Genomic DNA, 15,045 nt, shown 5'->3' with positions numbered 1-15,045 from the left:
GATCCTGAACGCTCATTGCACCGTCTCCGGCGCAGCGGCGGCGACCCCGGCCGGGGCGGCCTGCACGACAGCGGGCGCAGCCGGCGCCGCGACAGGCGCCGCCTTCAACTCGGGAAGCTGGGCCTCCTTGGCCTGACGATGAACCTCGACCGGCCCCAAGCCGATCTGACGCGACAGGTTTTCCAGCCGCGCCGGCTGCTCCAGCCGGGCGACCTCGGCGCGCAGTAGGCGGACCCGCTGGCCGTTTTCGCGAATGTCCTGCTCCAGCTGGGCGATGCGGCCGCTTTCGCGCGCCGCCGCCGCCTTGGCCGCATAGACGGACACGATCATCACCGCGACCAGGGCCACGCCGATGATCTCGATCCAGCGCACGCCGCGGACCTTCCAGTCGAACAGCCGCTGCAGGGCGTTGCGCGAATAGTCAAAGAAGGGCGCCGTGGTCATGCCGCAGCCCTCCCCGACGTCGAGGCCCAGGCCGGCGCCTCGGTGCGAATGGCGGCGCGCAGCTTGGCCGAGCGCGCGCGCGGATTAACCGAACGTTCTTCGTCGCCCGCCTCGCGCGCACCCTTGAACTGGAGCGTGAAGCTGGGCTTGCGCGGATCGATCGCGACCGGCGCATGGCGCGACCCCGCCGGAGTATTGCCGGTCCGTTCGGTCAGGAAGGCCTTGACGATCCGGTCTTCCAGCGAATGGAAGGTGACGACGGCCAGACGCCCGCCGGGCGCCAGGGTCGCCTCGGCCGCCTCAAGCCCGCGCTCCAGCTCGCCCAGTTCGTCATTCACCGCGATCCGCAGGGCCTGGAAGACCCGCGTCGCCGGATGGATCGGCGCGCCGCGACGTCCGCCCAGGGCCTTTTCGACAACCTCGGCCAGATCCAGGGTGCGGGCGAAGGGCCGTTCGACGCGGCGGCGCAGGATGGCGGTCGCGACGCGCCCGGACTGACGCTCTTCGCCATACAGCTTGAAGATATGGGCCAGCGGCCCGTGGTCCCAGCTGTTGACGAGGTCGGCGGCCGTGTCGCCCTCATCGGACATCCGCATGTCCAGCGGCCCGTCGCGCATGAAGGAAAAGCCGCGCTCGGCCTGATCCAGTTGCATCGACGAGACGCCGATATCGAAGACGGCGCCGTCCAGCCTGGCCTTGCCGCTGTCGGCGAAGGCGCCGGCCAGGCCCGAGAAGGGCGTGCGGATCAGTTGGAACTGACCGGGGAAGTCCTTGGCGACCGCGTCGGCATGCGGCTGAACCGTCGGATCGCGATCCAGGCCGATGACCTGGGCGCCGGTCGCCAGGATGGCGCGGGTATAGCCGCCGGCGCCGAAGGTAGCGTCGATCACGACGTCGCCGGGACCGGGCTGCAACGCCTCGATCACTTCGGCCAGCAGGACGGGAGCGTGGGGCGCATTGTGGGGGGCGTCGGTCACGATCCGCCCCCCGCCAGCTTCATCTGGGCCGCCAGTTTCAGGGCGCCGATCTGGGCCATGCCGGCCTTGGCCAGGGCGCGCTGCTCGGCGCGGCGGGCCGCCCATTTCTCGCGCGACCAGATCTGGAACCGGTCGTTCAGGCCGACGATGACGACCGTATCCTCCAGCCCCGCCTCGGCGCACAGACCTTCCGGCAGGGTGATGCGGCCGCCGGAATCATAGGCCAGACGCACCTGCTCGCCCATCACCTGCCATTCCAGCGCCGAACGCTCTTCGGAACCGAACGGCAGGGCTTCGATCATCTCGGCATAGACGGCGAACAGGCGGTCGCCGCCCGCTTCCAGACAGTCGGCCTCGATGGAGGGAAAGATGAAGACGCCGCCGGCGGCGCCGTTTTCGGTCGTGCGGAAATCGTTGGGGATCAGGAGACGGCGCTTGCCGTCCAACTGTTTCTCGTAGGTCGAGAGAAACACGCCCTGTCCATCGAGCCCTTCGGCCCGCCCCTAGATGCCTGACGAACGCCCGACGCGCCCGCCTCTCAGCCCCAAATCATGGGAATGGGATAGCATGGGATGAAATGGGTCTCAATGGGATGGGTAACGATACTTAACCATGTCTTGACGTATATCGACCTAGGCACAGGCTACGCACAAGAACATACACAGAACAACAAGTCTGTTCACATGCTGTGCAGAACTCTGCCCGGCGCCGCATTCACAACGCGTTAACGGCCTCGCCCCGAGCGGGACTGCTGAAACCTGGGCAAAAGCTCTGGATGAACGGGGCGGGCGCGCGCCGGAGAAGGCGAACAGCATCACGATCAGCGACGGCCGAGGCGACCCGACCAATCCGTAGTGATGATGCGGTCTATAGAAGCCCGTCATGGAGCGATGGACCTCGCTCGAGTGCGCGCAGAACTTCCTGCGCAAGGAGGTCTGCGGGCCCGCCCGCGCCCCGTGCGGTGACCAGCGCGATCTCGCTGTCGCTCAACCTTGGAAGTGGTTCCCCAAGCACCGAAAGGTCGCGGGGGGCCATGGCGGCGGGAACCACGCCGACGCCGAGGCCGGCCCGCAGCGCCGCCATCTGACCGGCGAGGCTGGGCGAAGTGAAGGCCGCGCGGAAACCGATGTCGGCGTCCGTGAGCGCGCCCAAGGCGCGTTTACGATAGATGTCCGGGGCGGGCGCGATGATCAGCGGCAGCGGCGACGCCTCAATGATGGACGGGTCCAGCGCCACCCAGACAAGAGGCTCGCTCCACACCCGAACGCCCAGATCCGGCCCGACGGGCTCTCGTTTTATCAGCGCCAGATCCAGCATGCCGCGCGACATCTGGTCGAGCAGGTTGGCGGTGTAGTCGCAGATTACAGACAGTCGGATGCGGGGATGGCTGCGCGCGAACGCTCCAAGGATTCCGGGCAGGTGCATGGTCGCGATGTCCTCGGGCGCGCCGAGCCGAACCTCGCCCTCCAGATCTCCATCGCCCAGGGTCGATACGATCTCATCATTCAGTCGCAACAACCGGCGGGCCTGCGGCAGAAGCCCCGCGCCCTCTGTCGTCAGGCCGACGCCCTTCCCCCCCCGATCAAACAGCGGCGACCGAAGTTGATCCTCCAGGCGGCGGATCTGCAGGCTGACAGCCGGCTGGGTCCGGCCGAGCAAGGCCGCCGTGCGGGTGAAGCTACCGGTCTCAACGACCGTCACAAAGGCGCGCAACAGGTCGATGTCCAGATTGACCAGCCGGCCGGCCATGTCATTAGCGTCCCTTATAGCTCGCATAAGATCAATAAACTGGATCGCCGTCCCGGTCGAGACCACTCGGGCGGACCTTCAGTGGACCAGTTGACGCATGCCCGATTTCTTCACCAGCCTGGCGCTCCTTACCTCGCCGGCCATTCTGTTCTTTTTCCTCGGGGCGGCGGCTGCGTTCGCCCGTTCGGATCTCACGATCCCCGAGCCGATCGCCAAGGGCCTGTCGCTCTACCTGATGCTGTGCATCGGATTCAAAGGCGGGGTGGAGGCGCGCGCTGCGGGTTTCAATGGGGATTTCCTGGCGGCGGCTGCGCTGGGCGTCGCACTCAGCGCCCTTATGCCGCTGGTCGCATTCCTTATCCTGAAGCGCGTCCCGAGACTTGATCGCCCGACCCTGTGCGCGCTGGCGGCGACCTACGGATCCGTGTCGGTGGTGACCTTCGCCGCCGGCCAGCAGCATCTTGCCGCCGCCGGCATCCCATCGGGCGGCTATATGGCGGCTGTCCTCGCCCTAATGGAGACCCCCGCCATCCTGACGGCGCTTGTTCTGCTGAACGGCGCAGGCCATGGCGAGCCCGGAAGGCGAAGGTCGATCCTGAGGGAGGTGTTCGTCGGCGCGGCGTCCGTGATGCTGCTCGGCAGTTTTCTGATCGGGCTGATCTCCGGCGAGGCCGGCATGGCCCGGCTGGACCTGTTTGTCGGGCCGCTGTTCCAGGGCGCCCTGGCCTTCTTCCTGCTCGACATCGGTCTGACCGCCGCCCGCCGGCTGATGGAGGGCGGGCGAAAGCTGTCGCCAGGCGTGATCGCCTTCGCCCTGGGCTTCCCCCTGATCTCGGCGGGCGTCGCCCTGGGGCTGGCCCGTCTCGCCGGGCTGGAGGCCGGCAACGCCGCCCTGCTGACGATTCTCGCCGGGTCGGCGTCCTACATCGCCGTGCCCGCAGCCATGAGGCTTGCAGCCCCCAAGGCCGACGCCGGCGTCTTTGTCACCGCGTCTCTGGCGATCACCTTCCCCTTCAACCTCACGCTCGGCATCGCCCTCTACACCGCTGCCGCGGTTTGGCTGTCGGCCTGACGGGCGGCTGCGGAACGGCGCGCCCAACAGGCGCACAGACCAGACGCTGTCAGCACTTGGCGCGCGCGGGGAACTATTGGCAGGCAGACGCACTTCTGGAGGGTCACAAAGCTCAGAGAACATTGGCTAGAACGCTAAATGACATCTGTGAAGCGCACTCCATTCACGTGGCGCGTCGAAGACCGGATTTGCTCTGAAAACTTGACTGGCGCGTGGTGATTCCCTGCTGCTCAGGAACCGGCACGCCCTGAATCCTGCGGCGGCGACCGAGACGATCCCGATGAAACTGAGCCTTTTGACGGCTGCCTTGCTTGGGGCGGCCGGAGCCGCGCACGCACAGCAATCGGTTCCGAACGCTGGGAGCCTCTTGCAACAGATACCGCCGGTCGTCCGGCCCGAAGCCCGCAGCGGTATCGACCTGGTCACGCCCGACCAGGTCCGCGAACCCGTCGTAGAGGGAGCCCGGGTGCACGTGACAGGACTAAGGGTAGCCGGCGCCACCCTGTTCCCGGAGCAGGACCTGGCCGCCCTGACCGGGATCACGCCCGGCAGCGACCTGACCCTGGCGGAACTCCGCAATGGGGCGGCGGAGATCACCGACTTTTATAACCACAAGGGCTATTTCCTCGCCCGGGCCTATCTGCCCGCGCAGGAGATCAACGGCGGCGTCGTGACCATCGCCGTAACCGAAGGTCGGTATGGCGGGATCGCGGTGCAGAATGAGTCCCGACTGAACGACAGGGTCATCGCGTCCATTCTGGATCGTCCCGCACTGAAAACCGGAGAAGTGATCGCCATCCGGCCGCTGGAGCGCGCGCTGCTGCTACTGTCTGATCTCCCGGGCGTCGTTGTGAATTCCACCCTGTCACCGGCCGTCCAGCCCGGGGCCTCGGACCTGACCGTCGAGATCGCCAACGCGCCTCTGCTCTCTGGCAGTCTGGAAGCTGACAATGTCGGCGACCGCTATTCGGGCCGTTACCGGTTCGGGGGCTCGCTCAACCTCAACAACCCCACCGGAGCCGGCGATCTCGCGAGCCTCAGAGTTCTGACATCAGGCGAGGGTCTCGCCTATGGCCGCGCCAACTATCAACGCCCGCTCGGCGAGGCGACCATCGGAGCGGCCTATACCCACGTCGACTACAATCTCGGCGAGGAGTTTTCCGCCCTGGACGCCGGCGGTTCCGCAGACATCTTCGGCGTCTTCGCCAGCTATCCGATCCTGCGATCACGCCGGGCCAATGTCTCCGTCTTTGGCGGCTTCGACCACAAGAACCTGAAAGACGATATCGGCCTGGTCTCCCAGTCATCACGCAAGACGATCGACGCGGTCGGGCTGGGCCTGCGCGGAGACTCCCTGGACGCCTTCGGGGGTGGCGGGGCGACGGCCTGGTCGCTGATCGGGACCGCCGGGTCTCTGGACATCCGTTCGCCGCTCGAGCGGGCCGCAGACGCCGCGACCGCCGGAACCCAGGGTGGATTCGGAAAGCTGCAATACAGCCTGGCCCGGACCCAGACCCTCATGGGGCCGCTGTCGTTGTACGGCGCGCTGCGGGGGCAGGTCGCCACCGGAAATCTGGACACCACCGAAAAGATGGAGCTTGGCGGCGCCTATGCCGTCAGGGCCTATCCTGAAGGCGAGGCCTATGGCGACGAGGGCTATGTCGCCACCGTCGAAACCCGGCTCGCCCTCGATCCATGGACGCCAGGCCTGCCGGGCCATCTACAGGCGTTCGGCTTCATCGACTGGGGCGAGGTGAAAGTGGCGCAGAGCCCTTGGTTCACGGGCTCCAACCATGAACGTCGCAGCGGTGCGGGCCTCGGCCTGGCCTGGCAAAGCCCTTCCAACCTGATCGTGAGGACCACCTGGGCCCGCCGAAACGGCGATCAGAGGGTCAGCTCCGGTCCTGACCGCCGTGACCGCTTCTCCTTCCAGATCGTGCAGCTGTTCTGATGACCGTTTTCGCCCGGACCGCCGCGCCGCACCCCCACAAGGATTCCGCCATGACTCGCCTCCACGGCCTGTTCTCAGGCCTCTACGGGTGGTGCTGCCCATCAGGACGTCGTAAGATCCTGTCGGCCTCGACCATTCTCACGGGCCTGATCTCGCCGGCCGCCCTGGGGCTCGCCACGGCCTTGTCCGTGGGGACGGCCGCGACCGCGCAGACCCTGCCCGTCGGGGGGGTGACTTCCGCGGGTAAGGCGACCCTGTCCACGGGCGGCAATACTCTGACGGTCAACCAGTCCAGCCAGAACGTCGCGATCAACTGGCAGAGCTTCTCGATCGGCGCCGACGCCAACGTCGTCTTCGTCCAGCCGAACAGCGCCTCTGTGGCCCTGAACCGGGTGCTGGGCGCCGATCCTTCTCTGATCATGGGCGGGCTGACCTCGAACGGTCAGGTCTTCCTAGTCAATCCCAACGGCATCCTGTTCGGGCGCAGCGCCCAGGTGAATGTCGGCGGTCTGGTCGCCTCCACCCTGGCGCTCAGCGACGCGGACCTGATGGCTGGAAACTACAGCTTCTCCGGAACGGGCGGATCAGTGGTCAACGAGGGCGCGATCACCAGCGGTGGGGGCTACGTGGCCCTGCTGGGCGGGCAGGTCGCCAATGATGGGGTGGTCCAGGCTCGTCTGGGCTCCATCGTCCTCGCTGCCGGTGAGGCGATCACCCTCGACTTCGCGGGCGACGGCCTGCTCAAGGTCGCCGTCGACACCGGCGCCGTCGGCGCCTTGGTCCGCAACGGCGGACTCCTTCAGGCGGACGGCGGATCCGTCATCATGACCGCTCAGGGCGCCGGCGCCCTTCTCAATACGGTCGTGAACAACACGGGAGCCATCCAGGCCCGGACCATCGGCGATCGTGACGGCGTCATTCTCCTGCTGGGGGACATGAGCAGCGGCACGGTGACTGCGGGCGGTTCTCTCGACGCCAGCGCGCCCGATGGCGGCGACGGCGGCTTCATCGAAACCTCGGCCGCCACGGTCAGGATCGCCGACGGCGCGCGGATCACGACGGCGGCTGCAAGCGGGACCACCGGGACTTGGCTCATCGACCCCCAGGACTTCACCATCGGGGCCGGCGGCGACATCTCCGGCGCGACGCTCTCGGCCCAGCTTGTGACCACCGATGTGGTGATCAGCACCCTGACCGGCGCCGGCGCGGCGCTGGCTGGCAATGGCGACATCAACGTCAATGATGCAATCGCCTGGACCGCGTCCGGTGCGGCGACGACCCTGACGCTCAACGCCAGTCGCGACATCAATATCAACGCGCCCATCACGGCGACCAACGGCAATCTTGTGGCCTGCTGCGGTCGGGACGTGATTGTGAACGCGCCGATCACCACCACGCGTGGCAGCGTGCTTCTGAGCGCTGGCGAGGACATCCAGGTTTTCCACGCCATCACCACAACGGACGGCAACATCGCCCTGTGCGCCGGCCACGACGTCCACATCGACGCCGCCGTGACCCTGACGCGAGGATCCGCCATTCCGGCCGAAAGCCTCGGGCTTCCGATCGGCCTGACCCTGATCGCGGGCTTCAACGCCAACGGACCCGGCGTCGACGGCGGCACGATCATCTATGGGGCCCTGGCGCCGCCCACGACCGTCACCGTCGCGCCAGTGACCATCAACTACAATCCGGTGTCCTACGACGCGCCGACCGACTTCGGAATCCATTTCGTCCTCACCGAAGGCGCGGCCCTGACCCAGCAAATGCTGCTGTTCCCCGAGGGCGGCCGTCCGGCGGATGGAACGACCGCCACAACCCTGACCGGGTTCCGCACCACGGCGGTTTCCGGGACGCCCGCCGGCGTCACTCTCGTCGCGGGTCCGGACGCCACGGCCTCGTTCGATAGCGCAGAGGCTGGGACGGACGTCGGCATTGCCTACAGCGGCTACAGTCTGTCGGGAGCTAACGCCGCCCAGTACGCCCTGGCCGGTTCCTGCTGCTTCGCCGGCTTCCGGACGCGTAGCACCATCACCCCGGCGCCCGTCGTCACCCCCCCCGTGGTCGTTCCGCCCGTCGTCGTCCCTCCGGTCGTGGTTCCTCCCGTGGTCACGCCCCCGGTCGTCGTGACGCCTCCGGTCGAACCTCCCGTGGTTGTTCCGCCCGTCGTGGTTCCGCCGGTCGTGGTCCCGCCCATCGAGATTCCGCCCGTCGTGGTCCCGCCCGTGGTCACGCCGCCCTTCGTCACGCCGTTCCCCCCGTCACCGTCCCCGCCCCCCGTCGAGGCCCCGCCCTTCGTCATCACCGGCTTCCCGCCTCCGGATTTCCCACTCCCGCCCCCCGACACTCCGGCGCCCCCGCCGCCGCCGCCCGAGAGTCCGCCGTCCAATCAGGATGTCCCGCCGCCAGAGGCGGAGACTCCTCCGGATACGACCACGCCCTATTTTGAACCGCCGACGCCGGTCGTTCCCGCGCCAGTCCGTCCGCCCAAGCAGGATCGGAACTGATCACGACCTCGTTCGCCACAGCAGCCCCCTCCTGGCGGCCGGCGGCGGTCCCGGGACGGCGCCGGACAGGCAGGCTGTTCCTCAGCCTGGGGTTCGCGGCCAGTATGGCGGCCTTCGGCTTCGGCGGATCGGCCGCCGCCGAGGGCGAAAAGCCTGTGCAAACCGCCGCCCCCGAGACGCCCTCAGGGGTCGAGGCGCTTCGAAACTGGGTACTGGCGACCGGGGACAACCAGGGCCGGCCCTTCGTGATCGTCGACAAGGTTGGCGCCCAGGCCCAGGCCTTTGACCCGGCGGGGGTGATGCTGGCGTCGACCCCGGTCCTGCTCGGTCTCGCGCAAGGCGATGATTCCCCCGCAGGCATCGGCGACCGGGCCCTGGCCAGTATCGGTCCGGAGGAGCGGATCACGCCAGCGGGCCGCTTCACCGGGCAACTGGGTGAGAATTTTGCCGGCAGGACCGTCCTCTGGGTCGACTATGATGCGGCGATCTCGCTGCACCCGGTCGCCACCGCTGTGATTTCCGAACACCGGCAGGCGCGGCTCGACAGTCCGATGACGTCGGACAACCGGATATCCTATGGCTGCATCAACGTGCCCGCCGCCTTCTATTCGGCAGTCATCCTGCCCCTGTTCAAGGACGCCCCCGGCTTGGTCTACGTCCTTCCGGAGCTCCGCTCCCTGGACGACCAGTTCTTCCACAGGGCCGCATCGCGCGACCGGCAGACCGCCCAGGTTGATGGGTCGATAAATCTTGGCGCTGAGCCAGTTTCAAGTGGTCCCGACAAGGAGTGGTAGGCCCGGAGGGAGAGCCTCTAGGAGCCCCTCAGATCCAGCATTTCCAGGCTTCTGTGGGCCTTAAGCGGGCGCTTGTGTCACAGTCTTGGTGTCACGCGCAATCCTCCACGCGCGATCATGATGGGCCTGCGGAACGGCGGTTTGCTACAGCGGCGAGGACGCAGTAGTTGTCTTGGCCACGCGCTGTGGGAATCGGGGACCAACTTTTGCTAATTCGGAAACTACGAGTTCGGCTCGCTAACAGTCCTTCAGCCTTTGGTGCCGACAGGGGCGGCACGGGCAGCTTTGCCGGGCTCCTCGGGCAGCTGCTTGCTCGCCAACCGCTGAGACGCACAGCGAGTTATGGCGGCAAAAGCATCTATCTGATGCATCATGATGTGCAGCCAGAGGGAGTTTACCTTCACCTCGCCGTGTACACAGCAGGAGAAGCTGTCACGACCTTGCCTGACCCAGGCGCTGCGGCGGGAAATCAGCCGGTAGCAGCCCAGAATGCCGGAGATGGTGGAGCTAACGCCCTGCAGGCCCAACCTCCCCCTCCTCAGCGCCAATACGCAGATGCCACCCTGTTGTATTTGGTGTTTGGCGATACAGTTCTGAGTTGCAGAAGCGGCACGTCATCCGACTCCTACCTCGTATCATGGGTCAATCAAGCTGCTGTAGATGCCCAGATTATTGCGGACCACTACCGGTTCGACCTGAGTGACCGAACTGATGTGGACAAGGTAGCTCGGATCACTCGAGACGGGATTAGCTCAGTCACATTCAATGGTGCGGCCTCGCAAACCGCAGTTGATGCCGCGCAGCGGGACACTACCAAGGAAGGGCTTATTGGAGCCGTATTGGATCAGCTTCGGTCATTCAGTGGCGCTGGTGTCGGTGCGCCCGCTCCATCTCCCGATATGAAGGTTGAGGTGAAACTCACGCTAGACAAGCGTAGGGCAGCTCTGGTCACCGATCCATTGGTCTTGGCGGTAGCGACCCAAGCTGTCGCGGACGATGATGAAGGCTTCAAGATCGTGACCGCGCGGGGTGAAACAATCGGCGCGGATGATGTGAAGTTGATGAAAGTTTCGCCCCTTCAGGCGTTAGGTAAGCACCCAGACCATAACCACGGCTGGGCTGCTTTGAAGGGCTATCACGATGAGCTGCACCAACCTTGAGAGGCGTCATGAACATTGAACGTGTTGCCTATGTTTCACTTTTAGTCATCGCCGCATTTGTCGGTTTCGCTGCCTACCGACTAGGCGGGCCGCTTATCCTCGGTAACGAGAAGGCGATGGACGTGATCGTGACGTTGTTCTCGATTCTAGCTGGGTTCATCATCGCGATAATGTCCTTGCTGAACACAGACGCGCTCAGGCCGGGCGGGTGGAAGCGGGTCCAAAACGACACCGAATTGGTGCGGCGGCGGCTCGATAGGCAGCAGCAGCTCTTCTGGCTATATCTGGCGACTCTCACGTTTATTCTTGGCTCTCGTCTTGTGCCGAAGAGCCAAGTGGACCTGAGTAATGAGCTGCAGCGGGTTTCCTTCGGTCTAGCTGCCGCCGCCCTTGTCTTGTCTTACGCGCTACCTGTGGTGCTGCGAGGCGTACAAGTGGCTCGGCTGGAAGCCAACGTCACCAAAGAAAAGAAAAAGGCCTCAATTCTGGAACGGAACTGACCCCAGTTTTCGCCTCGACAGCGCGGATTTCGGCCAGCCCTCTTGTCGGCGTTCGTATCAGCAGCCGTACTTCTTTCGACCGCCTGAGCTGATTGTGTATCGGCCACCTAATGGGCCGGTGAAGACTTCAGCGCGGCCTTTCCCGGGTGGGGCGCGGGGATGAACGCTGTTTGGTGATGTGCGGCGTGGGCCGCCGTTGCTCCGATGCGAAACCCCAGCGGCATCGAAGGCCTCGCCCAGGCTTCCGAACTCCCACCTGATCCAATCCAGGGCCGGGAGTCTCTCATCGTCACGGCAGAGGAACATATTGATCCTGCCGTTCTCAGCGTGGAGATCGCGGATGCGGCCTAAGACCTCCTCTCTCGAGATGCGAGAGCCGTCCTCACGTCGGCCCCGCTCACGGGGAGCGTAGTGAAAGCCCGCCAGCTTGTAGGCCTTTGAAAGAGTGCCGAACCGAGTGAAGTATGTGGCGCTTGCACCGCAGCTTGGGTCGGCATCGATCATGGCAGCAGTAACCCGGCCATGTCGTCTTTTCAGGATGCGAAGGTCTTCGAGCATTTCCTCGTCCGTCTTCCCCGGGCGGCCGTTTAGGGTTGCCAGTCGCGCCTGCACCCGTTCGTAGGTCTTCACGGGGACGATGGCCGGGAAAACCTGAACGGAGCCCCAGGAAGCACGGTCGTGGTAGACTATGTCACCCAAGAAAACTGCGGTCTTCCCGAATGGCTGGCGACCAGTGACCAACTCACACCGCAGGACTTCCGAGATGCGCTGCTTGGTCCACGGTGTGCCGTCCAGCCAGAACTTCCCCTCCGCGTTCAGTCGCCGCGCGATGTCGGCCATCCTCAGGTGGTCGTTGAGGTACAGCCGGAAAGTCTGCCGGAGAACTGCGGATTGCTTAGGCCCCTCGGGGACGAACTGAAGCGTCTGCTCGGGGCGCTGCTTGCGTTCCCCACGCTCCAGTATCTTGCCCAAGCTGCCGTCTGGATTGACGATCTGCCGGGCGAACCCGTAGCGTGAGGTTCCGCCAGGGGCGTTCCCCGCCAGCGCGTTCCGCTGTTTCGACACGCGGACTTTTGCAGACAGTTCGCGACTGTACTCCCCGGCCATCACACGCTTGAGGGCCTTGAACACGGAGCCCGCCAACCCGGGCTCGAACGTCTCTGCACAATACCGCACCTCGACCCCTGCCGACCGGCAGAGGAACTCGTAATGCGCCGCCTCGTCGGGGTCTTGGTAACGGCCCCAGCGGCTCACATCCAGAACCAGCAGTGTGGTGTACGGTGCCTGCTTGGACACCACGTCAGCGAGGAGCGCGCTGAGGCCTTCTCTGCGGCGAGCTGTCACCCCGCTTTTACCGGCGTCTATATATGTCTGGACGATCTCGAAACCGGCGGACTGGGCATAGCCGGAGATGACCGCCCGCTGATGTTCCAGGGAGTACTGCTGTCCGTCCGTAGACATCCGGAGGTACTGGGCTGCTGGGCGGAGTTTGGTGGTAGCTGGAATCACACGCACGTCCTTACTGTAGGCGGCGGAGAGACGCCGCCTGGAGTGCGCGGTCAACTGAGAGTGAAGCTCAGGCTTCGCCTCGCCATTGCGGGGTGGGAAGGCTCCTAGGCCGCCTCTCAGCTCCCGCAGGTTGCCCAGGGAAAGCGCCAGGAATACCTTCGCGGAGTGGACGGCCCCCTGTTGGCGCAGGGACCGCCGGTCTCGCTGGCTAAAGCAGGCGGTGGGCAGCCGGACGTGCGCCCTGCCCCTCTTGCTCAGACAGTCGCGCTAAAAAAAGCAGGGTATAAGGCACGCTCACCCGAATGCTCCGGTCAGCCCTTTAGGGCTTCGTAGACCGTCGAGCGGGCCACCCCAAGGCGCGTAGCGATGTGAGCGGGCTTCACGCCTTCAGCATGAAGACGGCGGACTGAGGCGGTATCCACGCTCTTCGGCCGCCCCTTATACCGCCCCTCGGCCTTGGCTTTCTCAATCCCCTCCATCTGACGCTCTCGCCGTAGGCTGGTCTCGAACTCCGCAAACGCTCCGAGCATCGTCAGGAACAGGCGGCCCGTCGCGGCGGTCGTGTCGAACTCTCCCTGTTGGAGCGCGCGGAAGCTCACACCTTTCGTGGTGAGGACGGCGACAATCTCACTCAGGTCGCTGACCGATCTAGCGAGGCGGTCGATGCGGCTGACGACGAACGTGTCGCCCTCCCGCACATACTCGAGTGCCCGGCGCAACTCGTCGCGGCCCGCCTGGGTCGTCCCCGTCCGCTTCTCGGAGAAGACCTTCTCGCACCCCGCAGACCGCAGGGCCTCCTCCTGGACCTCCAGCGACTGCCCAACCGATGACACCCGCGCATAACCAACGACCGCCATCACAGGGCCTCCACGGCGAACCGCAGGGCCACCGCGTGGTCCCGCAGAAGCGCACTGACGGCAATGCCGACCCGCTGAGGCGAAAGGCCTGGGAACGCAGCGTCGTAGACCCGGCGAGCCTCTTGGCGCGGCAGACGAGCCAGGGCGGCCCCAGCGGCCCTCTGGGCAGCGTGGAGGTCCAGCACCGCTTGGGCGCGGTCACGGCTAGAGCTGCCGCACGTCAGCGCCATGGCGAACGCCCGGCGATCCAGCGCATCACCGAATGCACCCGGCCCGACAGATGCGACCACGCGGCGGGCGGCGGCCTTGGCCTGTGTCGTAGCGGCGCGGAGCGGTGAGAGCTGGGCATCCCATGCCGCCACCCGTTCCTGCGAGGCGCGGAGGTGGTCCAAGGCCCGACGCGCTTGTGCGGTGGCGATGCCGACGAAGGGAACGACCATGGCGATGCCCTCGGGGAGCTTGGGGGTGGCCTGTGGGGCGGCGGTGAAGGCGATGATGTCGGCCACGAAACTGTCCGAAAAGGTCTAAGATAAGGCCGGACTTACCGTCCGATAATTAGGAAGTCAACTCATGTCGGACGCCTTGCCCCTGTCCGCTGAGGGTATACCCGTTTCGGACGGGGTCTCTGTCCCCGCCACCACTCCAGATCACCAGCCTTATAGCGGTAGGCCTGCCACCCCCACCGCTCGTAGGCGGGACCGGTCGCCTGCACTCTCCATCGACGAAGGTCGTCAAGCTCAAGGCCAAGGAACCAAGCGGCGTCCTCGGGTGCCATCAGGTCTCCAGGCGTCCACCCGAGGGCGGCTATTGTGGCGGGCGGTGCCATGCGCGGTCCTTTCCGTGGGCGGGGACTAGCGTGTCGGCATGGGTCCGCTGCTATATGTGATGGAGGGGGCGGGGCCTGCCGCCGCTGAGGTGTCCCGAGCCCCCCGGTGGGGGGATTAGCTGAGCGCGCTACCCCGTATATGCCAGTTCAGATAAGTGACCCAAAAAGCGTTGGCACCGGCAAGGCTGCCAGGAGTCCGCCGGAGGCGAGGCCGTGTGGAGCAGCCGGACCTCTACTTCGGCTCGGTCTGGGCATTCTGACGGGCGATTTGCAGGGACTTGCCCTGCGCGTAACCGTTCATCCCCGCACTACCGAGCTGAAGAGCCGCACCCACGATGGTGGGACGCTCGACGCGGGACAGCATTGAGTTGGCCTCGGCGGTGACGCCGCGCTGTTCCGTGGCTCGGTTATCCAGAGTGCGCTCCTCGCTCAGACCGGCCTGCATGAGGCTGTCCTGAAGAAGCGAGTCGATGGAGCCTCCGAGCTGAAGGCCAGCCTGACCGGCGGCCACCTTGATGCGGGCCTGCTCTCGGCGAGCGGCGCGCTGGCGGTCGTTGATCTCGGCGGTGGCCTTGTTGTCGATCTCGGTCTGGGAGACCGCAAGCTGCTCGCGGATCGCGGCTTCTTGCTTCTTGGCGGACCGGACCTGGGCGACGATGCCGCCAGCGGTCGTGGCGACGGCGAGAGCCGCCATGATAGTTG

General features: G+C 65.8%; 14 protein-coding genes. 6 read left to right on the top strand and 8 right to left on the bottom strand.

Annotation, left to right across the window (positions count from 1 at the left end; translation table 11 throughout):
* Window positions 1-12 precede the first annotated feature (12 nt).
* From ftsL to OU998_RS04945, 4 genes are all read right to left on the bottom strand, one after another.
* Entirely contained in the window at window positions 13-444 is a 432-nt protein-coding gene (gene ftsL / locus OU998_RS04960) for a cell division protein FtsL (RefSeq protein ID WP_267515729.1), read from the bottom strand.
* The gene (rsmH, locus tag OU998_RS04955) at window positions 441-1,421 is read right to left on the bottom strand and encodes a 16S rRNA (cytosine(1402)-N(4))-methyltransferase RsmH (protein WP_267515728.1); all 981 of its coding nucleotides are present in this window, start codon (window positions 1,419-1,421) and stop codon (window positions 441-443) included. Before rsmH ends, ftsL begins: the two co-directional genes overlap by 4 nt.
* A complete protein-coding gene (locus OU998_RS04950) occupies window positions 1,418-1,894 on the bottom strand; it encodes a division/cell wall cluster transcriptional repressor MraZ (RefSeq protein ID WP_267515727.1) in 477 nt (158 codons plus the stop codon). Before OU998_RS04950 ends, rsmH begins: the two co-directional genes overlap by 4 nt.
* 394 nt (window positions 1,895-2,288) lie before the next feature.
* A complete protein-coding gene (locus tag OU998_RS04945; protein WP_267515726.1) occupies window positions 2,289-3,236 on the bottom strand; it encodes a LysR substrate-binding domain-containing protein in 948 nt (315 codons plus the stop codon).
* 31 nt (window positions 3,237-3,267) lie between these two features.
* Between OU998_RS04945 and OU998_RS04940 the strand changes: the two genes are divergently transcribed.
* From OU998_RS04940 to OU998_RS04915, 6 genes are all read left to right on the top strand, one after another.
* Window positions 3,268-4,242, top strand: a complete 975-nt coding sequence (locus OU998_RS04940) for a sodium-dependent bicarbonate transport family permease (protein WP_267515725.1) — start codon at window positions 3,268-3,270, stop codon at window positions 4,240-4,242.
* Between the two features lie 367 nt (window positions 4,243-4,609).
* Entirely contained in the window at window positions 4,610-6,193 is a 1,584-nt protein-coding gene (locus tag OU998_RS04935; RefSeq protein WP_267515724.1) for a ShlB/FhaC/HecB family hemolysin secretion/activation protein, read from the top strand.
* Window positions 6,194-6,243: 50 nt separating this feature from the next.
* A complete protein-coding gene (locus OU998_RS04930) occupies window positions 6,244-8,697 on the top strand; it encodes a filamentous hemagglutinin N-terminal domain-containing protein (protein ID WP_267515723.1) in 2,454 nt (817 codons plus the stop codon).
* Between the two features lie 104 nt (window positions 8,698-8,801).
* Window positions 8,802-9,491 carry a L,D-transpeptidase gene (locus OU998_RS04925; protein WP_267515722.1) on the top strand — a complete coding sequence of 230 codons (690 nt, stop codon included), beginning with the start codon at window positions 8,802-8,804 and terminating at the stop codon, window positions 9,489-9,491.
* A gap of 365 nt (window positions 9,492-9,856) precedes the next feature.
* Window positions 9,857-10,651 (top strand): hypothetical protein, encoded by a 795-nt coding sequence (locus OU998_RS04920; RefSeq protein ID WP_267515721.1) that lies wholly within the window; start codon window positions 9,857-9,859, stop codon window positions 10,649-10,651.
* A gap of 8 nt (window positions 10,652-10,659) precedes the next feature.
* Complete coding sequence (locus OU998_RS04915) at window positions 10,660-11,151, top strand: hypothetical protein (RefSeq protein ID WP_267515720.1); 492 nt, start codon at window positions 10,660-10,662, stop codon at window positions 11,149-11,151.
* 57 nt (window positions 11,152-11,208) lie between these two features.
* On the opposite strand, the gene OU998_RS04910 is transcribed toward OU998_RS04915, so the two are convergent.
* The 4 genes from OU998_RS04910 to OU998_RS04895 form a co-directional block, all read right to left on the bottom strand.
* Window positions 11,209-12,660, bottom strand: coding sequence for a recombinase family protein (locus tag OU998_RS04910; protein ID WP_267515719.1), 1,452 nt, complete (start codon window positions 12,658-12,660; stop codon window positions 11,209-11,211).
* 311 nt (window positions 12,661-12,971) lie between these two features.
* Window positions 12,972-13,517 carry a recombinase family protein gene (locus OU998_RS04905; protein ID WP_267515718.1) on the bottom strand — a complete coding sequence of 182 codons (546 nt, stop codon included), beginning with the start codon at window positions 13,515-13,517 and terminating at the stop codon, window positions 12,972-12,974.
* Window positions 13,517-14,023: a hypothetical protein gene (locus OU998_RS04900; RefSeq protein ID WP_267515717.1), complete on the bottom strand. Its 507-nt coding sequence runs from the start codon at window positions 14,021-14,023 to the stop codon at window positions 13,517-13,519. Before OU998_RS04900 ends, OU998_RS04905 begins: the two co-directional genes overlap by 1 nt.
* 552 nt (window positions 14,024-14,575) lie before the next feature.
* Complete coding sequence (locus tag OU998_RS04895) at window positions 14,576-15,037, bottom strand: virion core protein, T7 gp14 family (protein WP_267515716.1); 462 nt, start codon at window positions 15,035-15,037, stop codon at window positions 14,576-14,578.
* Window positions 15,038-15,045 lie beyond the last annotated feature (8 nt).

This window comes from Brevundimonas sp. SL130, from assembly GCF_026625805.1.
GTDB lineage: Bacteria > Pseudomonadota > Alphaproteobacteria > Caulobacterales > Caulobacteraceae > Brevundimonas.
Note: the sequence above shows the minus strand (reverse complement) of the source record. Positions and strands in the feature narration are given on the sequence as shown.